Origin of the sequence: Kribbella sp. CCNWLW201, from assembly GCF_037203805.1 — a bacterium.
Taxonomy (GTDB): domain Bacteria; phylum Actinomycetota; class Actinomycetes; order Propionibacteriales; family Kribbellaceae; genus Kribbella.
Genome location: NZ_JBBCBQ010000001.1, coordinates 1,884,690 through 1,907,273 on the forward strand (window position 1 = coordinate 1,884,690; position 22,584 = coordinate 1,907,273).

Sequence of the window (22,584 nt, forward strand, 5' to 3'; positions counted from 1 at the left end):
AGGTCTATAGGCCACACTTCTTCGGACGTAGCGGAGTGTCAGGAGTTGCGGCGGCCGGCCCAGGTCCAGGCGTACACGCCGTCGTCGACGGCCATGCCGCCCTCGCCGAGTTCCAGTGGGCGGAACGTGTCGACCATCACCGCGAGCTCCTCGAAACGCTCGGCGCCGAGCGAGGCCTCGATCGCGGACGGTTGCGGACCGTGCGCGTAGCCGCCGGGGTGCAGTGAGATCGAGCCGAGCCCGATCCCGGAGCCCTTGCGCGCCTCGTAGTCGCCGCCGCAGTAGAACATCACCTCGTCGGAGTCGACGTTCGAGTGGTAGTACGGCACCGGGACCGACAACGGGTGGTAGTCGACCTTCCGCGGCACGAAGTTACACACGACGAAGTTGTTGCCCTCGAACACCTGGTGCACGGGTGGCGGCTGGTGGATCCGGCCGGTGATCGGCTCGTAGTCGCTCACGTTGAACGTGTACGGGTACAGGCACCCGTCCCACCCGACCACGTCGAACGGATGCGTCGCGTACACCATCCGCGACCCGACGATCCCGCCCGGCCCGTTGCCGCGGTGCTTCACCAGCACCTCGACGTCATTGCCCTCCACAACCAACGGCTCGGTCGCCGCGTGCAGGTCCCGCTCGCAGTACGGCGAGTGCTCCAAGAACTGCCCGTACCGGGACAGGTACCGCTTCGGCGGGGCGATGTGCGAGTTCGCCTCGATGCAGTACGCGTGCACGCCGTTCTCCCCCGGCAGCCAGCGATGCGTGGTCGCCCGCGGGATGATCACGTAGTCGCCCTCGACCGCGTGCAACGTGCCGAACACGGTCTCGACGGTGGCCGTGCCCTTCTCGACGTACACACACTCGTCACCGATGGCGTTGCGATAGTACGGCGACGGTTGCTCGGCGACGACGTACGAGATCCGGACGTCGCCGTTGCCCAGCACCAGCCGCCGGTCCTCGACCGGGTTGCTCTTCGACGTATCGGCGAAGAGGTCGTGCAGCTTCAGGTGCCGCGGAGTGAGCGGATGGTTCGCGACGGTGGCGAGGTCGGGCAGCTCCCAGATCTGCGAATCGACGATCGCGGACGGTACGCCGGCGTGGTACAGCAGCGACGAGTCCGATGAGAACCCCTCCTCCCCCATCAGCTCCTCGTAGTACAGCCCGCCGTCCGGTTTCCGGAACTGGGTGTGCCGCTTCGGCGGAATCTCGCCGACCTGCCGGTAGAACGCCATCTCTCATGCTCCTGGTGTACGATAGTCGAACGCATGCGTCCGCTTACCGAAAGCATCCGTTAGGCTCGGACCCATGTCAACCGTCCCTGCCCTGTTCCGGCACCTGGTCGACGACGCCGCGATGTTCCCGCCTGGGGACCTGCCCCTGGCCGAGGCGGTCGCCGCGCACCGGGCGCATCGCGAGTCCGCGTACGCCGACCTGGTCGGCCCGTTCGTCTGCACCGACGAGGACCTGATGAAGGTCGCCGCCGAGGCGGCCCGCACCGGCCCCGGCCCACTCGAGGTCGCGGTCGTCATCACCGGCGGCGCCGGCGGGATCGAGCCCGCGGTCCGGTACGGCGACCGGTCCGCCGACGTCGAGGTGAAAGCGGTCGAAGTGCGGCTGCGGAACGAGGACGACCTGTCCCGGAACGCACTCCGGGTGGTTCGCGCCTGTGACGACTGCCTGGACGAGGAGAACGCGTTCGTCGAGGTCGGTCTGGAGGGCGCGTGGGAGCGCGCACTCGACGTCGTCGCCGATGCCGGGTACGCCGCCAAACTGCGGACCGGCGGGCTCGATGCGTCGTTGTTCCCGTCGGAGGACCAGGTCGCGGCGTTCATCACCGCGTGCCTGGACCGTGAGGTCGCCTTCAAGTGCACGGCCGGTCTGCACAACGCCGTCCGGCACACGGCGGCGGACACCGGGTTCGAGCACCACGGGTTCCTCAACGTGCTGCTCGCCACCCGCGCGTCCCTCGACGGCGCTTCGCTGGACGAGGTGGCCGCCGTACTGGCCTCCCGCAACGGCGACGACCTCGCGACCCGCGCGGGCGAGCTTTCCGAGGATCAGGCTGCCGGGACCCGCCGGTGGTTCACCTCGTTCGGTTCGTGCAGCATCGACGAACCCCGCCATGACCTGAACGCACTCAAGCTGATGGAGACTCTGTGACCTGGATCGACGTGCCCGCGGACTCGCCGTTCGGACCGGACAATCTGCCGCTCGGCGTGTTCCGGCTCGGCGACGAGGAGCCGCGGGTGGGTGCCGCGATCGGCGACCACGTCATCGATCTCGCCCCGGTCGCGTCCGCGCAGATGATGGACGGATCCCAGTCGTTCGCCCAGCCGTCGCTGAACGACTTCCTCGCTCGCGGCCGGCGGACCTGGCGCGCGACCCGGGAGTGGCTGCTCGACCTGGTCCGCAATCCGAACGACCGGGACGCGGTCGAACCGCACCTGATCCCGCGGACCGCGGTCACCATGCAACTCCCGTTCGAGGTCGGCGACTACGTCGACTTCTACGCCTCCGAACACCACGCGACCAACCTCGGCCGCCTGTTCCGTCCCGACTCCGAACCCCTGCTGCCGAACTGGAAACACCTCCCGGTCGGCTACCACGGCCGAGCCGGCACGATCGTTGCCAGCGGCACCGACATCGTCCGCCCGTCGGGTCAGCGGAAGGCTCCCGACGCGACCGCACCGACGTACGGCCCGTCCCAGCGCCTCGACATCGAGGTCGAGCTCGGCTACGTCGTCGGTACGCCGTCCACGCTCGGCACCCCGATCCCGGTCGACGCCTTCGAGGAGCACGTGTACGGCGTGGTGCTGGTGAACGACTGGTCCGCCCGGGACCTGCAGGCCTGGGAGTACGTCCCGCTCGGCCCGTTCCTCGGCAAATCGTTCGCCACCTCGATCTCCCCCTGGTTGGTGTCCCTGGATGCCCTGTCGGCGGCCGCCGTACCCCTGCCGGTTCAGGACCCGCCGGTTCTCCCGTATCTGGCGGGCCAGAACCTGCAGAACTACGACATCACCTTCGAGGTCCGGCTGAACGGCCAACTGGTGAGCAGCCCGGAGTACAAGGACACCTACTGGTCACCCGCCCAGATGCTCGCGCACATGACCGTCAATGGCGCCTCGGTCCGCACCGGAGACCTCTACGCCTCTGGCACCATCAGCGGCCCCGGCAAGGACCAGCGCGGCTCCTTCATCGAGCTCACCTGGGGCGGCCGCGAACCGCTCGTCTTGGACGGCAAGGAGCACACCTTCCTCGAGGACGGCGACGAGGTCACCATCACCGCCCGGGCCGGTCGACTGGGCCTCGGCGAGGTCACCGGCAAGATCCTCCCCGCCATCGCCTGAACCCCCGCCCACCAGCCCCGCACCGGGCGACTTCCGCCTGCCCGCCCAGTTGACGGGACACCCGTCGCCTCCGCGACCCCAGCCCCATTTCAGGGGTCAACCCCGGACCTTGCGGGTTGCGTAGCCGAATTTTGGTTCCGCAACCCACAAACTGCGGGGTTGACCCCTGAAATGGGCGGAGGGGATAGGAGGTGAGGAGGACCCGCACGCCGCCCCTTCCATCGAGCCCGGGCGAGGCTCACACCAGAGCCGGAGCTCAATCTTGTTCATAAGTGTTCGTTTCTCTTGACTCATTAGCGGTTACGTGCGAACTTTCTGCGCATGAAACGTTCAGTGGGGTGTGGTGTGCTGGCCGGGGCGTTGGTCGTCGGAGTGCTGAGCGTGCCGGTGGGCGCGCACGCCGCCGCCGACCTGACGCTCCGATCGAACGAGTTGACGGTCACCGTCGGCGGGGACTTTCCGCGGGTGATCAAGTACGTCGACAACGCGTCCGGACACGCCCTCGGCGGGCAGCCGGAGGCGATCTCGACCGTCACGATCGACGGTGTCGCGCGGACGGCCCGCCTGGCCGCACCGCCCACGGTGAGTGGCAGCACGGCGTCGTACAAGCTGGCCTTCGACGCGCTGCCCGGCGTGGAGCTGGATGCGAGTATCGGGCTCGCCGGGTGGGTGACGACGTTCAAGGTCGACGCGGTCCGCGACACCGAGACCACGCGGGTGCACACGATCGACATCCCCGACCACGATCTGGTATCGGTCGCCAGCACCGACGCCGGGGCGACGACCGCGTTCACCACGCTGGACCCGGACTCGACGAGGACCGCCGACAAGATCACGCTGATCACTGATGCGACCGCGGCGGAGCCGTCCCCGACCGGTGCGGCGTACGCGTTCGTGAACACCAGCGGGCTCGCCGCCGGGATCGAGTCGAACTCGGTGTACGACAAGCCGTCCGGCCAGTCCGTCGACGACGGCGCCCGGTTCTGGCACCGCGCCCGCAAGGCCGCCGACGGCAGCACCCGCGTCGGTGTCTGGAGTGGCCAATGGACCTACCGGGCCGACACGTCGCCGTACACGGAACCACTCCCGTGGGCGAAGGTCGTGGTCACCCCGGACGCGAACAGCGACAAGACCCTCGACTGGCAGGACGGCGCGATCGCGTTCCGCTCGATCATGACCGAGCCGAAGGGTGGCGACCAGGTCAAGGACCGCGTCGTCACGCACATCCCGTTCAACTTCGCCAGCCAGGCGACCCACCCGTTCCTGCGCACCCTCGACGACGTGAAGCGGATCTCGCTCGCCACCGACGGCCTCGGCCAGATGGCGATCCTCAAGGGGTACGGCAGCGAGGGCCACGACTCGGCCCACCCGGACTACGGCGGCAACTACAACACCCGCGCCGGCGGCCTCGCGGACCTCAACACCCTGCTGCAGAAGGGCAAGAGCTGGAACGCCGCATTCGGTGTGCACGTGAACGCGACCGAGTCCTACCCGGAGGCGAACGCCTTCAACGAGAACCTGGTCGACAAGAACGCCAAGGGCTGGAACTGGCTGAACCAGAGCTACTACATCAAGCAGCGCCCTGACCTTGCCTCCGGCAACATCGTTAAGCGGTTCCAGCAGCTCCGCGACGAGACCGACCAGAACCTGCAGGAGCTGTACATCGACGTGTACTACCAGTCCGGCTGGCTCGCCGACGGCCTGACCCGGCAGCTCGCCGGCCAGGGCTGGCAGATCGCGACCGAGTGGGCCGACCGGCACGAGCGCACTTCGCTGTGGTCGCACTGGGCCAACGACCTTGACTACGGCGGCGCGACCAACAAGGGCCTCAACAGCAAGATCATCCGCTTCACCCGCAACCACGAGAAGGACGTCTGGAACAACGACCCGGTCCTCGGCCAGACCAGCCTGGTCGAGTTCGAGGGCTGGACCGGCGAGACCGACTGGAACGCCTTCTACGCCAACATCTGGCAGAAGAACCTGCCGGCCAAGTTCCTCCAGCAGCAGAAGATCATCGACTGGAACAACTCCGACATCACCTTCACCGGCGGCGTCCGCGGCACCGTCGAGAACGGCAAGCGGACCGTGTACGTCGGCAACGCGAAGGTGCTGGACGGCGACAAGTACCTGCTGCCGTGGGACAACAACAAGAAGCTCTACCACTACAACCCTGCCGGCGGCGTCACCACCTGGCAGGTACCGTCCGGGGCAGACAAGTACGCGGTCTACAAGCTGACCGACACCGGCCGCGTGAAGGTCGCGACGGCTCCGGTACTGCGAGGCGCCGTGACGCTCGACGCGGTCGCCGGGCAGCCGTACGTGCTCTACCCGCTTGCCGCTCCGACGCAGCAGCCTGCCTCCTGGGGCGAGGGCACCCACCTGAAAGACCCGGGCTTCAACGCCGGCAACCTCAACGCTTGGAACGTCAGTGGCTCCGCCAAGATCGACACTCTGGAGAACGGCCAGCACGTCGCCTCGCTGGGCACACAGCAGTCCGCACTTCGGCAGCGCATCACCGGCCTGACTCCGGGTCGCACCTACAGCGCCTCCGCGTGGGTCGAGGTCGAGCCCGGCAAGGCCCGCAAGACCACGGTGTCCGTCGACGGGGTGAGTAACGCCGTCACCCGGTCGACCGCACAGAACCTGGTTGCCTCAGACGACAAACACCAGGCGTACTACCAACGCGTCCGAGTCGTCTTCGATGCCAAGGGCAACAGTGCGGACCTCGTCATCGGTGCGGCCACGGGCAACGCCAAGGTCCGGATCGACGACGTCCGCGTGGTCGAGACGAAGCGGCCGGCAGCCGGTCTGGTCGAGGACTTCGAGAACGTGGACCAGGGCTGGGGCCCGTTCATGAAGGGCGATTCCGGTGGTGTCACCGACCCGCGGACCAGCCTCGCTCGGAAGCACGCGCCGTACACGCAGGCCGGCTGGAACGGCAAGCTGGTCGACGACGTCCTCGACGGCGACTGGTCGCTGAAGTCGCACGAGGAGAACGAGGGGCTCGTCTATCGCACCGCGCCGTGGACGGTGAACTTCCAGCCGGGCCACAAGTACAAGGTCAGCTTCGACTACTCGAGTGGTCGCGCCGGGCAATACGCGTGGGTCCAGGGCGTCGACCGACCGGCACCGGTGGAGGTCAAGTCAACCCCGATCGGTGAGCAGCGCACCAAGGCGACGTTCAGCCAAGAGTTCGTGGCCGGTTGCGGTGGCGACTACTGGGTCGGCCTGCGCAAGCTGTCCGGCGGTGGCGACCAGGCCGACTTCATCATGGACGACTTCGCCGTCACCGACCTCGGTACGACGTCCGACGCGGCCGACTGTACGTTGATCGCTGCCACCGGCGTGAACGGTCTGGTCTCGGGCGAGGCGAACACCATCGTCACCACGTTCACCAACAACGACGTCGTTGCCGTCAACAACATCACCCTCGCGCTCGCTGCTCCGGAGGGATGGACCGTCACGGCAGCTACCCCGGCCACTCACGCAACGGTTGCCCCAGGCGCCAGCGTGACAACGAGCTGGGACGTGACTCCGCCGGCCGGTACACCGGAGGGCAAGTACGTGCTGACGGCAACGGGTGGTCAGGCAACGATCACCGCAGAGGCCACCGTACTTCCGCCGGGGATCGTGCCGCAGTCCCGGATCACCGTGGCCGACGTGAGTAGCGAGGACGTCGCCACCGGCGGTGCGGCGACCTCAGCGCTGGACGGAAACCCCAGCACGCTCTGGCATTCCGCCTGGTCGCAGGTGTCGCCGCCGGCCGGGTTCCCGCATCACGTGACGCTCGATCTCGGATCGACGTACCACGTGGACGGCTTCAGCTACCTGCCGCGGCAGAGTGGGACGAACGGGATGTTCAAGGGCTACGAGATCTACGTCAGCGCCGACGGCGAGGCGTGGGGTACGCCGGCGGCGACCGGTCAGTTCCCGAACTCGACAGCCGTCCAGCGGGTGAACTTCACCGCCAAGCCGGGCCGCTACGTGAAGTTCGTCGGCACCAGTTCGCTGAACGGAGCGGTCTTCGGATCGGCCGCTGAGCTGAACGTCTACGGCACTCGCTAGACAGCAAACGGCGCCACTTCCCGCCCCCTTGGGAAGTGGCGCCGTTCGCTTGTCCTACTTGGTGATGCTGACGTTCACCGCGGCGCTGGCGGTCTTCGCGGAGACGACGCGGAACTTGTTCACGCCGACCCGGCCGCTCTTCACCCAGACCGAGTACGTCGCCTTGCTCGTCACCTTGGTGGTGGCCGGGAAGTTGACCCACTTGCCGTTCTCGAACCGCTGCACCTGGACGACGGTGTTCTTCGCGATCCCGGTGGTCTTGCCGGTGAAGGCGACCTTGGTCCACGCCTTCGCGGTGGCCTTGTCCGACTTGATCGTGATCGACTTCGCCGCGACCGGCGCACTCGCGACGGTGGCCTTGGTCCCGGCCGCGTTGGCCTGCAGGGCACCGGCGATGCCTAGACCCCCAGCGGCCAGTGCGACACCGGCGACGACAGCGGCAGAACGACGTACGAACTGAGAACGCATGATCTGTGGTTTCCCCTCGTTTTACTGGGCTCTCGGTGAACCCCGACGTGAAGGGAGACGCGACCATGTGACGAATAGTTGTGTTACGACTCCGTCTCAGGTTCGGACGGGAGGACCAGACGGGCAAGGGCGCCGCCGCCAGGTGCTTCCCCGAAGGTCAGGTCGGCGCCGAGCACTTTCGCGTGACCGGCCGCGATGGTCAGGCCGAGACCGTGGCCGACACCCCGCTCGGCCATCCCGGACCGGAACCGGCGCGGGCCCTCGGCAATCAACTCCTCCGGGTAACCGTTGCCGTGGTCAACCACCTCGACGGTCCGGCCGGACACCGTCACCTCGATCGGCGGCTTGCCGTGGCGCAACCCGTTCACGATCAGGTTGGCCAGGATCCGCTCGATCCGGCGCGAGTCGGTGGACACCGTCACGTCCGGCCCGAGCTGGTGGACCATGACGCTGTCCGGGTCGAGCGACTGCTGCATCCGCAACCGGCCGACCGCCGAGCCGACAAACGCGCCGAGACCGACCAACTCGAGGTCGGCCTGCTCCACACCTGAGTCGAACCGGGCGATCTCGAGCAGGTCCTCGACCAGCCGCCGCAGCACCTTGGCCCGGTCCCGGACCAGTTCGCTCGGGCGGCCGGGTGGCAGCAGCTCGGCGGCGGTGGTCAGCCCGGTCACCGGAGTTCGCAGGTCGTGCGCGACGTCCGCGGTGAACCGGCGCTCGGCCTCCAGCTGACCGCGCAGTGAACTGGCCATCGTGTCCAGGGCGTTCGCGAGCGACTGCACCTCGTCCTTGCCCTTGCCAACCGCCTCGGACGCCGAGGCGTCCAGATCGCCGGCCGCGATCCGGCGCGCCGTACCGGCGACCGCGACGATCCGCTTGGACAGACTGCCGGCCAGGATCACGCTGACCAGCGCGACCAGGCCGACCGTGCCGATCCCGCCCAGGATGAGCGCCTGCCGGAGCGCGTTCATCGAGTCGTCACTGGTGTCGTAGTCCTGCACGATCGACAGGATCTTGCCGTCCTTGACCCCGACCGCGGCCCACATCTTCGCGTCCGGCGACCCCGTCTTGAACGTCGCCCGCTTGCCCTGCAGCACGGCGTCCCGCAACTGCGGCGGCAGGTCCGGGTCGTCCAGCTTGGACCCGAACACCGGTACGGCGTCCCGGTCGTAGGCAGCCGCGGCCAGCTGGATCCGTTCGTCGGCGAAACTCCGCGTCCGGTCCAGCCGGGCCGACTGCGCCTGGGTGTAGACCGCGACGCAGAGCACCAGGATCGCGAGCGAGGAGACCAGCAGGAAGATCAGACCGAGCTTCCCGCGCAGCCCCACGTCAGTGCCTTCCGTCAGCAGTCGTTGCCACTTCTCCGGAGGACACTATGCCCGAAGCTTGTATCCGAACCCGCGGACCGTTTCGATCCGGTCCGCGCCGATCTTGGTCCGCAACCGCTGCAGGTGGACGTCGACGAGCCGACCGTCGCCGCCCCACTCGTAGTCCCAGACCCGCTGCAGCAGGGTGGACCGGCTGAGGACGACGCCAGGGTTGTTGGCGAACTCGATCAGCAGCTTGAGCTCGGTCGGCGTGAGCTGGACCGTCGTCCCACTGCGTCGTACCTCCAGCGCCTCCCGATCAAGCTCGAGGTCGCCGAACGACTCCACGCCCGATCCGGCCGCTGGGGCCGGTCGCTCCGGGTCGGCCACCGCGCGCCGCATCACGGCGCGCAGCCGGGCCACCAGGACCTGGGTGTCGAAGGGTTTGGTCACGTAGTCGTCGGCGCCCGCTTCCAGCCCGAGTACGACGTCGAGCGCGTCGCCACGGGCGGACACCATCACGATCGGGACCGTGCTGGTCTCCCGGATCCGGCGGCACACCGAGATCCCGTCCAGTCCGGGCAGCATGATGTCGAGCATCACCACATCCGGATGGATCTTCTCGAATCGCTCGATCGCCTCCAGGCCGTCTTCGGCCGTGGTCACGTCGTAGCCGTGCCGCTCGAGGGTCAACTGGGTTGCCTCACGGATCACCGCGTCGTCCTCGACCATGAGGATGCGCGCTGCCGGTTCTTCCGGTACCACCGAACTTCAGTCTCCCTTTTGATCTGCCGAGCTCACCTTGGTCATCTGCCGGCCGTTCCAACGGTAGACCTCGACCCGACTTCCCGACGGGCAACAGGTCTTGTCCTCGATCGTGAAGATCTTCGACTCGACCACCAGGTCCCCTTGCGGGCTGGCGTTGACCGTCGGCAGATCGACCTTCAGGCTCCAGATCGGCCGCGGGCCCGAGGGCTCGACGGCGATCAGGAAGAAGCCGAAGACGAAATTGTCCAGGGTGTGGATCAGGACGATCTGCTGGGGTGTACCGCTGTGCATAACATCAACGGTCTTACCCCTGCTCAGGCAACGCGAAATCACCGTGCAATTCGCGAGCACGCCTCGCGAGTAGGTCGGGAGGTTCTTGTCGGCGAGCAGTTTCCGGCGGACCTGCTGCAGATCGACGGCCACCTCCGGCGTCCGATTCCCTTCGGTGGTGCCCATCACCGATGGCCCGGCCGACGGCGTGGCACTGGTCGGCGGCGCGTCGGCGCCCTCGACCCGCAGGCCGCTGCCGTTCGCACAGGCGGACAGGCCGATCACGGCGACCAGCGTGACGAACGCGGGCGCCAGGGTACGGCGCACGGCCGCAGGGGAGGCGGATCGCCGCATGCGCATGGGGCGCCTCCTACCCTGCCTCATCGATTCCCCCGGGAGATTCAGACAACTACCTTCCATAGTGCTGGCCGGACGTCACATTCGACGGCCATGGACGTCGAATGGCCTCGGCAGTTCCGTTGCGGTTGGGTCACAACGATTACTGATCCGCCACCACCTTGCCCGGGTTGAGGATGTTCAGCGGGTCCAGCGCCGCCTTGATCGCGCGGTGGACGTCGATCGCGACCGGACCGATCTCCTCGGCCAGCCAGGTCCGCTTCAGTACGCCGACGCCGTGCTCGCCGGTGATCGTGCCGCCGAGCTCGAGGCCGATCTCCATGATCCGGTCGAACGCCTTCTGCGCCCGGTCGGCCTGGTCCGGGTCCGATGCGTCGAAGACCACGGTCGGATGCATGTTGCCGTCGCCGGCGTGCCCGAGGACGCCGACGGTGATGTCGAGCTCGGTCGCGCACGCCTCGGTCATCCCGATGAACTCGGCCAGCCGGGACCGTGGCACGCAGACGTCGTCGATCATCGTCGTACCCAACTGGTCGAGCGCGATCAGCGCCGCCCGCCGGGCCTCCAGCAACAGCTCGCCCTCGGCCGGGTCGTCCGCCTCGATGCATTCGATCGCGCCATGGTCGCGGCACAGCTTGGCCACCGTCGCGACATCGGCCGCGCCCGCCTCACCACCCGCGTCCGACTGGGCCAGCAGCATCGCGGCCGCCTCGGTGGGCAGGTCCATCCGCTTGTACTGGTTCACCGCCATGATCGTGGTCCGGTCCATGATCTCCAGCAGGCTCAGCGAGACGCCGCTGCGAATGATCTCGGTGATCGCCTGGCCGGCCGCCACACCGGAGTCGAACAGCGCCGCCATCGTCCGCGGCCGGGCCGCCAGGGGGCGCAGCGCCAGCGTCGCCTCGGTGATGATGCCGAGGGTGCCCTCACTGCCGACGATCAGCTTGGTCAGGTCGTACCCGGCGACGCCCTTGACGGTCTTCCGCCCGGTCCGCAGCACCCGGCCGTCGGCGAGGACGACCTCCAGCCCGAGTACGTAGTCCGTCGTCACGCCGTACTTCACGCAACACAGGCCGCCCGAGTTCGTCGACAGGTTGCCGCCGATCGAGCAGAACTCCCAGCTGGACGGGTCCGGCGGATAGAACAGCCCCTGCTCCTCGACCGCGCGGGACAGTACGGCGTTGAACACGCCGGGCTGGGTGACGACGTACCGGTCGACCGGCTCGATCGCCAGGATCCGGTCCATCTTCTCCAGCGAGATCACGATGCACCCGTCCAGCGCGTTCGCGGCGCCGGACAGCCCGGACCGGGCCCCCTGCGGTACGACGGGCACACCGGCCTCGGCCGCGATCCGCACCGCGGCCTGCACCTGCGCGGTCTCCCGGGCCAGTACGACAGCGAGCGGCATCCCGGCCGGGCAGAACATCGCCCGGTCGTACCGGAAGCTCTCCATCCGATCCGGATCCGTCACCAACGCTTCGGGTGGCAACGCTTGCCGCAGTTGCTCGACAACGTCACTCATACGGCCGAGCCTAGTGATTACCGAGCAGTTGTGCGCAGCGGCCGGGTGTCCGGTTCAGGACAGCAGGTCAGCGGGTGCGCGAGGTGGAGTTCTCCGAGATCTCCTCGTAGCCACCGCCGTAGTTGTGGAACTCGCGGCCGATCGCGGCGAAGGTGATACTGCCCGCGGTTGCCTTCACCTTCGGTGTCCGGCAGGTCCGCTGGCCCTTGACCACCGAGCCGTTGCCGCCGCTGCTGTCACAGCTGAGCACCCGGCCGGCGTTGGCACCGCCGTACTGCACCAGATAGGCGTTGGCCTTCGCGTTGGCCGGCATCGGCGAGGCCATCGTGACCTCGGCCCAGTACTGGTAACAGTTGTCCCGGACCAGGCGAACGGTGCCCCAGCTGGGTGGTTTGTGGTCGCGCAGCATCGGCGCCGACGCGATGGACTTCGCGCCCGAGCAGGTGGCGGCTTCGGCCGCCTGGGCCGGCGTCGCGGCGAGGGCGAACGCGCCCACCCCGGCCAGGCCCGCGGTGCTGAGCAGAATGCCCAGTGTCTTCATGACGAAACCCTTCCTGAACGTACGCCCCGACGCACATTCACCGGGCACACTACGCGAACAGCCCCTGCCCCGACAGTCATTCCGGTAATCGGACGGCGACACGCCGTATCCAGTTGCCCCCAGCAAGCGTCATCTGCTGGGTAACCGCTTAACCGATGCCCGAGGCAACCCCCGAGCTCAGGGGATGACGTCTGAGCTCGGGGGTTGCCCGCTCGGATTCTGAGGGGGCAACCCCCGAACTGTGGGGGCAACCTCGTGGGCGATTCGAGGGTCAGAGGTTGCCGCGGCGCTCTTGTTCGCGCTCGATGGCTTCGAAGAGGGCCTTGAAGTTGCCCTTGCCGAAGCCGAGTGAGCCGTGCCGCTCGATCAGTTCGTAGAACACCGTCGGCCGGTCGCCGATCGGCTTGGTGAAGATCTGCAGCAGGTAGCCGTCCTCGTCCCGGTCGACCAGGATCCCGCGCGACTTCAGCTCCTCGATCGGCACCCGCACCTGACCGATCCGGGCCCGCAGTTCCGGGTCGTCGTAGTACGAGTCCGGCGTGTTCAGGAACTCCACGCCGTTGGCCCGCATGATGTCGACGGTGCGCAGGATGTCGTTCGTGGCCAGCGCGATGTGCTGGGCGCCGGCGCCGTCGTAGAACTCCAGGAACTCGTCGATCTGCGACTTCTTCTTCGCGATGGCCGGCTCGTTCAGCGGGAACTTGACCCGGTGATTGCCGTTGGCCACCACCTTGCTCATCAGCGCCGAGTAGTCGGTGGCGATGTCGTCGCCGATGAACTCCGCCATGTTCACGAAGCCCATCACCTTGTTGTAGAACCCGACCCACTCGTCCATCTTGCCGAGCTCGACGTTGCCGACGACGTGGTCGACCGCCTGGAACAGCCGCTTCGGGTGTCCTTCCGGCCGGGTCACCTGGGTGGTCGCGGCAACGAACCCGGGCAGGTACGGGCCGTCGTACCGGCTCCGGTCGATCAGCGTGTGCCGGGTGTCGCCGTACGCCGCGATCGCGGCCCGCCGGATGGTGCCGTGCTCGTCGGTGACGTCGTTCGGCTCCTCGAGTACGACGGCGCCCTGCTTGCGGGCGTGGTCGATGCACTTGTCCACGTTCGGGACCTCGAGCGCGAGGTCGGACACGCCGTCGCCGTGCCGGCGGTGGTGGTCGAGCAGCGGGCTCTTCGGGCTGACCCCGCCGGTGATGACGAAGCGGGCCGAGCCGGCCTTGAGCACGAACGCCTTGTTGTCCTTGTTGCCCGTCTCGGGGCCGGAGTACGCGACCAGGTCCATCCCGAAGGCGAGCTGGTAGTACTTCGCGGTCTGGGTGGCGTTGCCGACCACGAACACCACGGCGTCCATCGAGTGGACGGGGAACGGGTCGGTGCTCTCGTCGTACGGCACCAGGCCGACGAGCTGCTTCAACTGGTCGAGGTCGAGATCGGCGTCGAGCTCTGCGGGGGTGAGGTCGGTGCTGGTCATCGTGGTCCTCCCGGATCGGGTTCGTGCAGCTGAGCCTGGTGGAGGGAGGCAGGTTGCGCAACAGTTCCTTGTTTCAGTGGTCAGGTTGTGCAGTATTGTGCGACTGTTGCTGGACTATTTGGTCAGGCTGACCACCCCTGGAGGCTTGTATGTCGGTGGATGCGCTGGACGCCCGGATCCTGGGGTTGTTCGCGGCCGAGCCGCGAGTCGGGGTGCTGGAGGCGTCGCGGCGGCTGGGGGTCGCGCGGGGGACGGTGCAGGCGCGGCTGGACCGGTTGCAGCGCGACGGCGTGGTGCGCGGGTGGGGGCCGGACATCGACACGACCGCGATCGGCTACCCGGTGACGGCGTTCGCGACCCTGCAGATCGAGCAGGGCTCAGGTCATACGGCGGTCGCCGAGGCGCTCGCCGTGATCCCGGAGGTGCTGGAAGTGCACACGATCACCGGCGCCGAGGACCTCTGGTGCCGGATCGTGGCCCGCTCGAACGCCGATCTCCAGCGCGTGATCGACCAGGTAGTCATCGTCCAAGGCATCCAAAGAGCCTCCACGGTCATCGCCCTGGCCGAACAGATCCAGCACCGAGTGCTACCCCTGGTCGAGGCGGCGACCCGGACCTCCACCACTCACTAACCCGCTCTCGGAGGGGTCAGCGTTCGCCGGTCGAGCGTGACCGACGGGCTCACGGCGGACTTGGTGAGTGGTGCAGGTCCGCACTCAGGCGAGGCGTTTGGCTACTTCTACTGCGGCTCGGGCTACTCGGGGGCCGACGAAGTCGCGGTCTAGTTTGCCGAGGACCACTACGCCGATGGAGGCTTCGACGCCGGGGACGCCGAGGACCGGGGAGGAGACACCCTGGGCACCGGCCTGGAGTTCACCGGAGGTGACGACGAACGGGCGGCCGGCCGGGTCGGGTTTGCGGCGGCCGGCCAGGATCGCTTTCCCGGCGGCACCCTGGTCGAGCGCGTGCCGGGACCCCATCCGGTAGGAGACGTGGAAGTCGGTCCAGCTCGGCTCGATCACCGCGATGGCGAGAGCTTCGTCACCATCCGCGACCGTCAGGTGCGCGGTGGCCCCGGTGTCCTCCGCGAGAGAGCGCAGTACTGGCAACGCAGCGTCACGGAGCGTGGGCTGAACGCGGCGGCTGTAGTGCAGTACGGCGAGACCGAGGCGAGCCCGGCCCTCACTGTCGCGCCGGACCAGCCGGTGCAACTCCAGCGTGTTCACCAGGCGGTAGACCACGGTGCGGCTGACCCCGAGGGCGGCGGCCAGCTCAGTGATCGACAGTCCGTCCGGGGCGTCCGCGAGCAACTCGAGGACGGTGAGTCCCCGGTCGAGGGTCTGGGACGTCTCTGCGGGCACCTCCGAAGCGTATCCGTTTTTCGGGCACGGCCCGATGGCCCCGTATCTTGCTGCCGTGCGAAATTACTGGGCGCTCCTCCCCGCCATCGCCGTCGTGATCGGGCTGATCCTGCTCTACGCGATCCCCACGCTGATCAATCCGCAGTGGACCAACTCGATCCTGGCCCTGTTCCGGCAGTTCCCCGAAGACCCGGAACCGGCCCAGAATCAAGCGCAGCACGAGGCGCAGCATCAAGCGCCGAACCAGGCCCAGGCGCAGAACGAGCAGGCCCAGCGGCCGGCCGGCATCCTCGGCCCGCAGCAGATCAAGTCGCGCCGGATGCTCGCCGCCACCCTCGTCGTCGGCGCGATCGGCCTGTTCGGCTTCAATGTCGGCCTCAACCGGGAGTCGAACGCCTGCTACCAGGCGGCCAAGGCGTGGGGCGCGACCGACGGCAAGTCGGCCGAGGACCCGTGTATCAACATGATCTACGGCACCTTCTTCGGCGACGGCACCGGCTCGGCGACCGAGGACAACCCGCAACCGGTCGCGGCGTACCAGGTGGTGCACAAGAAGAAGCCGACGTACCTGCGCTGGATCCAGAACGCGCCCAAGTACGACGAGGCCGACCTGCTGATCGGGACCGCGATGGTCTGCGCGTCCGACCTGCGGATCACCGAGGAGGAGGACAAGGTCGTGCTCCTGATCGACCTGGCCCAGCCGTGCCCGAACGCGGAGGACATCTCGCTGACGTCGTACAAGCTGAAGAAGCCGCTCGGCGACCGGAAGGTGGTCACCGTCGACGACAAGCCGGTGCAGCAGATCAATCCGGACGTGGACTCCTGGCCGACCGTGATCAAGAAGATGGTGACCGGCGGCTAGTTGAGCGCGCGGGTCCGCGAGTCGTAGACCCGGAACGGCCGGTTCCGGGCGAGGAGTACCAAGAGTCCGACGATGCAGACGGTCGCGCCGCCGATGAGCGCGATCGTCGGGGTGGTGAGGGATGCCGTCGTTCCGGCGACGAAGTCACCCAGGCGCGGACCGCCGGCCACGACGACGATGAAGACGCCCTGGAGCCGACCGCGCATCGCGTCCGGCGCGGCCGATTGCAGGACCGTGTTCCGGTACGCCGAGCTGACCATGTCCGCCGCCCCCGACAACGCGAGCAGCGCGACCCCCAGCCAGATCGTCCGGGACAGCCCGAACAGTCCGACCGCCGCGGCATAGACCGTGATCGCGACCACGATCGCCACGCCCTGGCGTCGTACCCGGCTCACCCAGCCGGAGAAGACCACGCCGACCAGCGCGCCGATCGCCGGCGCCGCTTGAAGCAGACCGACCGTCCGGACTCCCCCGCCGAAGAACGCACCCGCGACCGCCGGGAACAGCGCCCGCGGCTGGGCGAAGACCATCGCCAGGATATCCGCGAGGAACGTCGCCAACAGCGCCGGCGCCGCCCGCAGGAACGTGAACCCTTCCAGCACCGACCGCAGCCCGGCCCGGCGGACCTCGCCGGTCGGCGGCACCGACGGCAGCCGGAACAACGCGTAGAGCGCAGCCGTGAAGGTCAGTACGTCGATCAGGTACGCCGCCGCGAATCCGTGCCAGGCGATCACCGCCGCACCCAGCAGCGGCCCGGCGGTGAAGCCCAGGTTGAACGCGGCCTGGCTGAGCGTGTTCGCGGCCGGCAGCAACTCCGGCCGGACCAACCGCGGGATGATCGCCGACCGCGCCGGGTTGTTCACCGCGAAGCACGCCGACTGGCAGGCGACCACGGCGTACAGCACCCACACCTGGTTCCACGCGAGCTGGGACTGCAGCACCAGGATCATCGACAGCAGCCAGAGCCCGGCCGATGAGACGAGCGCGAGGGTACGACGATCGATCGCATCGGCCATCGCGCCGCCGTACAGCCCGAACACGATCAGCGGAACCAGTGAGCACAGCCCGACCAGCCCGACCGCGAAGGTGGAGTGCGTCACTGCGTACACCTGGATCGACACGGTCACCGCGGTCATCTGCTGCCCGAGCTGCGACACCGTCGATCCGACCCACAGCCGGCGAAAGTCGGCGGACTCGCGCAACGGCCGGATGTCAGTGAGCAAGCGCACCACAGCAACTTATGTCATAACGTGAATTTACTCAGACCCGAGGGAACAGTTCGTGCTCGAGCGGTTCGCCGACGGTCAGGCCGAGGCCGTCGGTGACGACATGGGCCGCGCCGGTGTACGTCGCTTCGGCGTCGATGTAGATCGCCACGTGCGCGATCCGCGGGTCGTCGGTCAGGTTCGGCGTCGCCGAGTGGGCCAGGTACGCGTTGTGGAAGGTGCAGTCACCGGCCCTCAGCGGAATCGTCTTGCGCTCCTCCCAGCGAAGGTCGGGCGACGCCCGGAACAGGTCGTCGGAGTCGGACAGATCCTGCCGGCGCAGATCCTGGTGGTCGTGCGATCCCGGGATGAAGGTCATGCACCCGCGCTCCACCGGTACGTCGACCAACGCCACCCACACGGACAAAGAGTGCCGCGAACCGCCGTGCGGCCAGTACGGCGCGTCCTGGTGGAACTCGGTCGCCGCACCGTTGTGAGGCGGCTTGATCAGCACCTGGTCGTGCCACAGCCGCAGCGGCACTCCGGCCAGCGCGGTCGCCGCGGCGGCGAGCCGCGCATCCAGGGTGAGCTCGCGGAGTACGTCGTTCTCCCGCCAGATGTTGACGTACTGGTTGAAGATCGGCGAGTCGCTCGCGTTGTCCTTCGCGCGCCCGCTCGCCGTCGCGGCCGCTGCGGCGAACCGGGCCGCCTCGTCGGCGGCGATGATGTTCCGGATCCGGACGACACCGTCACGGCGGTAGGCCGAAATGGTCTCTTCATCCAGGGTGACGGTTGTCGTAGGGTCGGTGGTGGTCATCGGTCGGCTCCTCGGGATCCGTTGCCAGGTTGGTTGTTCCAGCCTCACTCAGACAACGCCTTGGAGACAGGCATTCGTTGACCGATGCTTGACTGATCTTGACCTGACGGGAGCTGATCGACGTGCATGAGGTCCTCAGCAGCGAGGTCTTTCCGGACCAGCGCCTGCCGGTCGCCGGCGAGCGGATCGAGCTGGTCAACGACGTCGCACCGCACAGTCACGCGTTCTTCGAGATCGCCGTCGTCCTGGCCGGCCGGGGCATCCATCTGTCGGCCGCGGGCGAGGTGCCGCTCGAGCGTGACTCGGTCGTCGTCCTCCGGCCCGGCGAGTGGCACGGGTACACCGGATGCGACGGCATGGTGGTCCGCAATGCGTACCTCGGCGCGGACATCTTCGCCTTCCTGTCCGGAGCGCTGATCCCCGGCGACAAGGCGTCGTACCCGGCGCACCCTGCCGTCCAGCACGCGATGAGATTGCTGGAGGCAAGCGTCGACGAACCGTGGACACTGGACCGGCTGGCCGCGGCGGTGAACCTCGCCCCCGGCTACCTGATCCGCCTGTTCGGACGGACGGCCGGGATCTCGCCGATGGCCTACCTGAACCGGATCCGCGCCGAGCGCGCCGCCGGCCTGCTGATCGAGACCGACCTACCGATCGCGACGATCGGAGCGATGGTCGGCTGGCACGACCCCAGTCACGCCAGCCGACGCTTCCACGCCGTCTTCGGCCTCAGCCCGTCCCGCTACCGCTCCACCTTCCGCCCGTAGCACCGGCGGCACCGGACGAGGCACCGACCAGGACATCCGTCCGCCGTGCGAGGCTCGCGATGGGGAGGCGACGCGCGGAGTCCGGGGCTGGCGGTGCGGGGGTTCGGGGCGGTGGGCAAAGATAAGCACCATGAGTTCCCTTCGCACCCCTGACCCGAACCCCGGTTGGCTGTCCGAGTTCGCGCTCGAAGAGACACGCTCACGGGTGCCGATCCTGTACGTCGAGGCCGTCCCGACGCGTGTCGACGCCGCTGGGCAGATCGAGCACGTCGGGGTGCTGCTGCGCGGGTCGGCCGCGACCGCCGGTCAGATCACCCGGACCCTGGTGTCCGGGCGCGTCTTCCACGGTGAGTCGATCCGCGACGCGCTCCAGCGCAACATCGAGAAGGATCTCGGCCCGGCCGCGTTCCCGCGGCTGCCGGTCAGCCCGGTCCCGTTCACCGTCGCCGAGTACTTCCCGCTGCCCGGTCTCACTCCGCTGCACGACCCGCGTCAGCACGCCGTCGCCCTCGTCTACGTCGTACCGGTGACCGGCGAATGCAACCCACGACAGGACGCACTCGAGCTCACCTGGCTGACCCCGAAGGAGGCGCTCGAGCCCGAACTGCTGGCCGATCTCGAAGGCGGCCGCGGCCAACTGCTCAAACAGGCCCTCGCCTGGTCCGGCGCCCTGGTCTGACGCCGAGCCTCACCGCCCGGCACTCCAGCGCCACCAATCGGTCGTCAGCTGGCGCTTGGCTGCATGACGCTCACCACGGCAACCGGCCTTCCTCGGCGTGGACCTCGCCGGTTGGGCCGTCGGCGGCGAGCGTCGCGAAGCGCACTGCAACAGCCGCACCCTGTTGTGGTGTGCGCGGCGCGTCCCAGCCGCCCATGTCGGTGGCACAGTTGCCGGGATCGGCCGCGTTCACCAGGATCCCGGTCCCGCGCAACTCGTTGGCCAGCATCACGGTCACCATGTTCACCGCCGCCTTGGACGCGTTGTACCCCAAGGTCAGCACCGTCGACATCGGCGACTCCGGATCACCGACCTGCGTGAACGACGCCAGCGACGTCGACAGGTTCACGATCCGCGCCTGATCGGACTTCCGGAGCAACGGCAGCATCGCCTGCGTCACCCCGACCAGCCCGATCACATTCGTCTCGAACGCCTCCCGCAGTACGCCGCCGGCCACCCGCGACACCGCGTCGTCGCCCGCCGGAATGATCGCGGCGTTGTTGACCAGTACGTCGAGGCGCCCACACTCCGCCTCGATCCGGGCGGCCGCCGCCCGCACTGAACTCTCATCCGTCACCTCCAGTTGAACGACTACCGCTTCGTAGCCCTCAGCAACCAACTCATTCGCCACGACCTCACCTCGGGCGAGGTCCCGGGAGCCGGCCAGCACGGTGAACCCGGCCTCCCCGAGCTGCCGTGCGATCTCCTTGCCGATACCTTTGCCGGCTCCCGTGACGAGCGCGATCTTGTTCGTGTTCATGCGGTCCAGGCTGCGGCCGTTCGCCGTAGCGAGGGAGAGTGAGCTGAACCTGGGATTGACCGTCCCTGGTTGAGGTTTGCGGCGGCTGCAATCCTTGGCTCATGGATCGGGGACAGCTCGCGGAGTTCTTGAAGGTCAGGCGGGGGGCGTTGAAGCCCGCCGATGTCGGCCTGCCCGCCGGCCTGCGGCGACGAACGCCAGGGCTGCGCCGGGAGGAAGTCGCGAGCCTGGCCACCATGTCGACCGACTACTACACCCGGCTCGAGCAGGGTCGTGGCCCACGCCCGTCCCGGCCAGTGCTGACCGGGCTCGCCCGGGCACTGCGGCTGAACGATGACGAGCGCGACCACCTGTTCCGCCTGGCCGGCGAACAGCCCGGCCCACCGCCCGGCCCGCCAAGCGATGTCCGGGTCGGCATCCTGCGGATGCTGGAGCGGCTCGACGTCCCGGGCCTGGTCCTCGACGCGAAGTACGACGTACTCGCCTGGAACCCGTTGGCCGCCGCGCTGATCACGGACTTCTCCGCGTTGCCGGTGAAGGAGCGCAACCTGCTCCGGCTGCGGTTCCTGCACGGTGATCAGCAGGCCGAGCGGTTCGGCGAGCGGGCGACCCACGACTTCGCCTTCGAGGTCGCGGCAGACCTGCGCGCGGCGACCGGCCGGTACCCGAACGACCCGGCGATCGCGGACCTCGTCGCGGACCTGCTGGCCGGGAGCGAGGAGTTCGCCACGATCTGGTCGTTCCACGACGTGTCCCGGCAACAGAGCATGTGCCAGACGATCTACCACCCCGAGGTCGGTCAGATCAACGTGATCTGCGAGGTCCTGGTCGTCCCAGACCGCGACCAACGCGTCATCCTCTACACCACCGAGCCCGGCTCCCCCTCCGACCAGGCGATGCGCCTGCTGAGCGTCATCGGCACCCAGACCATGTCCGGCACCTGACAGCTACGCCTGGAGACCGCAGCCCTCGGCGCCGACTGCCCACCCGACCATGGCGCTCGCTCAGCTCGGTGCCAGCGGACGGGCTTGACAACCGAGCCGTACTCAAGCGACCGTTTGAGCGTTGGATTCTGACGGAAGGGTCTGCTTGATGCGTAAATTACTTACCGGAGTAGTCGGGTTGGCCGCACTTGGGCTGCTCGTCGCGCCGGCGGCGTCGGCTGTGGCCGACCAGCGGACGACGGACGGAGTGCAGGTGGCGGACCAGGTGCCCGCGGCGGCGCCGGGCCGGTTGGTGTTTGCGGACGAGTTCGACGGTACGGCGATCGATCGGGCCAAGTGGGCCATCCACTCGAACGCCGAAGCGGACCGATGCCTCGGCAACAAGGGCAACCAGCAGCTCGAGTGGCACACCTGGGATGCGCTGTCGGTGCGCGACGGGATCCTCACGATGACCGCGCGGAAGAACAACCCCGAGCCCGGATACGAGTGGTCGAGCGCGTTGATCACCACCGGCCAGGCCTGCGGACACGAGCCGGCGCAATCGTTCGCCGTACAGCCTGGGGACTATGTCGAGACCCGCCTGAAGCTTCCGGTGGCGAAGGGGTTTTGGCCGTCGACCTGGACGTGGAACGGCAACGGCTCCAACGAGCAGGACACGTACGAGTTCTACAGCGACAACCACCACAACCTGTACCTCACCAACCACCAGTCCGGTGGTGGCAGCTGCACCTATGAATCCCCCACCGACCTGACGAAGGACTGGCACACGATCGCGCAGCAGCTCGGGCCCGACGAGACCATCTGGTACCTCGACGGCAAGGAGATCTGCCGCCAGGGCGCCTACTCCGGTACGGGCGACGCACTCATCCTCGACCTGTTCGTCTACGCGAAGATCCCGCCCGAGGTCACCACCGAGTCGATGCAGATCGACCACGTCCGCGTCTACCGGCCGTAACGGCTAGGTCGCTCCTGCACAGTAAAGCGGACGGCGGAGGCCCCCGCACCCGCGGGACGGACGGGGTGCGGAGGCC

The 22,584-nt window shown here is 68.1% G+C and carries 21 protein-coding genes; 9 read left to right on the top strand and 12 right to left on the bottom strand.

What is annotated here, in order from left to right; all coding sequences use genetic code 11:
• Window positions 1–38: 38 nt before the first annotated feature.
• Entirely contained in the window at window positions 39–1,232 is a 1,194-nt protein-coding gene (locus V9K99_RS09150; protein ID WP_337002559.1) for a homogentisate 1,2-dioxygenase, read from the bottom strand.
• Window positions 1,233–1,305: 73 nt separating this feature from the next.
• Between V9K99_RS09150 and V9K99_RS09155 the strand changes: the two genes are divergently transcribed.
• The 3 genes from V9K99_RS09155 to V9K99_RS09165 all read left to right on the top strand — a co-directional run bounded on the left by V9K99_RS09155 (window position 1,306) and on the right by V9K99_RS09165 (window position 7,412).
• Entirely contained in the window at window positions 1,306–2,160 is an 855-nt protein-coding gene (locus V9K99_RS09155; RefSeq protein WP_337002557.1) for a hypothetical protein, read from the top strand.
• On the top strand, window positions 2,157–3,347 hold the full coding sequence (gene fahA, locus V9K99_RS09160) for a fumarylacetoacetase (RefSeq protein ID WP_337002555.1): 1,191 nt from the start codon (window positions 2,157–2,159) through the stop codon (window positions 3,345–3,347). Before V9K99_RS09155 ends, fahA begins: the two co-directional genes overlap by 4 nt.
• A gap of 321 nt (window positions 3,348–3,668) precedes the next feature.
• Window positions 3,669–7,412, top strand: coding sequence for an endo-alpha-N-acetylgalactosaminidase family protein (locus V9K99_RS09165; RefSeq protein WP_337002553.1), 3,744 nt, complete (start codon window positions 3,669–3,671; stop codon window positions 7,410–7,412).
• A gap of 54 nt (window positions 7,413–7,466) precedes the next feature.
• Here the strand turns inward: V9K99_RS09165 and V9K99_RS09170 are convergent, their stop codons facing one another.
• The 7 genes from V9K99_RS09170 to hppD all read right to left on the bottom strand — a co-directional run bounded on the left by V9K99_RS09170 (window position 7,467) and on the right by hppD (window position 14,119).
• Complete coding sequence (locus V9K99_RS09170) at window positions 7,467–7,880, bottom strand: hypothetical protein (protein WP_337002551.1); 414 nt, start codon at window positions 7,878–7,880, stop codon at window positions 7,467–7,469.
• 83 nt (window positions 7,881–7,963) lie between these two features.
• On the bottom strand, window positions 7,964–9,208 hold the full coding sequence (locus V9K99_RS09175; protein WP_337002549.1) for a HAMP domain-containing sensor histidine kinase: 1,245 nt from the start codon (window positions 9,206–9,208) through the stop codon (window positions 7,964–7,966).
• 45 nt (window positions 9,209–9,253) lie between these two features.
• On the bottom strand, window positions 9,254–9,952 hold the full coding sequence (cseB, locus tag V9K99_RS09180) for a two-component system response regulator CseB (RefSeq protein WP_132211058.1): 699 nt from the start codon (window positions 9,950–9,952) through the stop codon (window positions 9,254–9,256).
• 6 nt (window positions 9,953–9,958) lie between these two features.
• On the bottom strand, window positions 9,959–10,510 hold the full coding sequence (locus tag V9K99_RS09185; protein ID WP_337002546.1) for a hypothetical protein: 552 nt from the start codon (window positions 10,508–10,510) through the stop codon (window positions 9,959–9,961).
• Between the two features lie 214 nt (window positions 10,511–10,724).
• Entirely contained in the window at window positions 10,725–12,104 is a 1,380-nt protein-coding gene (locus V9K99_RS09190) for an FAD-binding oxidoreductase (protein WP_337002544.1), read from the bottom strand.
• Window positions 12,105–12,171: 67 nt separating this feature from the next.
• Window positions 12,172–12,645: a hypothetical protein gene (locus V9K99_RS09195; RefSeq protein WP_337002542.1), complete on the bottom strand. Its 474-nt coding sequence runs from the start codon at window positions 12,643–12,645 to the stop codon at window positions 12,172–12,174.
• A 271-nt stretch (window positions 12,646–12,916) separates the two neighbouring features.
• Window positions 12,917–14,119, bottom strand: a complete 1,203-nt coding sequence (gene hppD, locus V9K99_RS09200; protein WP_337002540.1) for a 4-hydroxyphenylpyruvate dioxygenase — start codon at window positions 14,117–14,119, stop codon at window positions 12,917–12,919.
• 149 nt (window positions 14,120–14,268) lie between these two features.
• Here hppD and V9K99_RS09205 point away from each other — a divergent pair, with 149 nt between their 5' ends.
• The gene (locus V9K99_RS09205) at window positions 14,269–14,751 is read left to right on the top strand and encodes an Lrp/AsnC family transcriptional regulator (RefSeq protein WP_337002538.1); all 483 of its coding nucleotides are present in this window, start codon (window positions 14,269–14,271) and stop codon (window positions 14,749–14,751) included.
• A gap of 84 nt (window positions 14,752–14,835) precedes the next feature.
• On the opposite strand, the gene V9K99_RS09210 is transcribed toward V9K99_RS09205, so the two are convergent.
• A complete protein-coding gene (locus V9K99_RS09210; protein ID WP_132150562.1) occupies window positions 14,836–15,480 on the bottom strand; it encodes an IclR family transcriptional regulator in 645 nt (214 codons plus the stop codon).
• A 55-nt stretch (window positions 15,481–15,535) separates the two neighbouring features.
• Here V9K99_RS09210 and V9K99_RS09215 point away from each other — a divergent pair, with 55 nt between their 5' ends.
• Window positions 15,536–16,342, top strand: coding sequence for a hypothetical protein (locus V9K99_RS09215; protein WP_337002532.1), 807 nt, complete (start codon window positions 15,536–15,538; stop codon window positions 16,340–16,342).
• On the opposite strand, the gene V9K99_RS09220 is transcribed toward V9K99_RS09215, so the two are convergent.
• Entirely contained in the window at window positions 16,339–17,571 is a 1,233-nt protein-coding gene (locus tag V9K99_RS09220) for an MFS transporter (RefSeq protein ID WP_337002530.1), read from the bottom strand. The two genes, V9K99_RS09215 and V9K99_RS09220, sit on opposite strands and share 4 nt — an antisense overlap.
• A gap of 31 nt (window positions 17,572–17,602) precedes the next feature.
• Window positions 17,603–18,364: a phytanoyl-CoA dioxygenase family protein gene (locus tag V9K99_RS09225; RefSeq protein WP_337002527.1), complete on the bottom strand. Its 762-nt coding sequence runs from the start codon at window positions 18,362–18,364 to the stop codon at window positions 17,603–17,605.
• 122 nt (window positions 18,365–18,486) lie between these two features.
• Here V9K99_RS09225 and V9K99_RS09230 point away from each other — a divergent pair, with 122 nt between their 5' ends.
• Window positions 18,487–19,131, top strand: a complete 645-nt coding sequence (locus tag V9K99_RS09230) for an AraC family transcriptional regulator (RefSeq protein WP_337002525.1) — start codon at window positions 18,487–18,489, stop codon at window positions 19,129–19,131.
• 130 nt (window positions 19,132–19,261) lie between these two features.
• Window positions 19,262–19,810, top strand: coding sequence for an NUDIX hydrolase family protein (locus V9K99_RS09235; RefSeq protein WP_337002523.1), 549 nt, complete (start codon window positions 19,262–19,264; stop codon window positions 19,808–19,810).
• 70 nt (window positions 19,811–19,880) lie between these two features.
• Here the strand turns inward: V9K99_RS09235 and V9K99_RS09240 are convergent, their stop codons facing one another.
• On the bottom strand, window positions 19,881–20,609 hold the full coding sequence (locus V9K99_RS09240) for an SDR family NAD(P)-dependent oxidoreductase (RefSeq protein WP_337002521.1): 729 nt from the start codon (window positions 20,607–20,609) through the stop codon (window positions 19,881–19,883).
• Window positions 20,610–20,710: 101 nt separating this feature from the next.
• On the opposite strand from V9K99_RS09240, the gene V9K99_RS09245 reads away from it, so the two are divergent.
• Together V9K99_RS09245 and V9K99_RS09250 are read left to right on the top strand one after the other, a co-directional pair.
• Window positions 20,711–21,553 (top strand): helix-turn-helix transcriptional regulator, encoded by an 843-nt coding sequence (locus V9K99_RS09245; RefSeq protein WP_337002519.1) that lies wholly within the window; start codon window positions 20,711–20,713, stop codon window positions 21,551–21,553.
• Between the two features lie 148 nt (window positions 21,554–21,701).
• Entirely contained in the window at window positions 21,702–22,508 is an 807-nt protein-coding gene (locus V9K99_RS09250; protein ID WP_337002517.1) for a glycoside hydrolase family 16 protein, read from the top strand.
• Window positions 22,509–22,584: the final 76 nt, after the last annotated feature.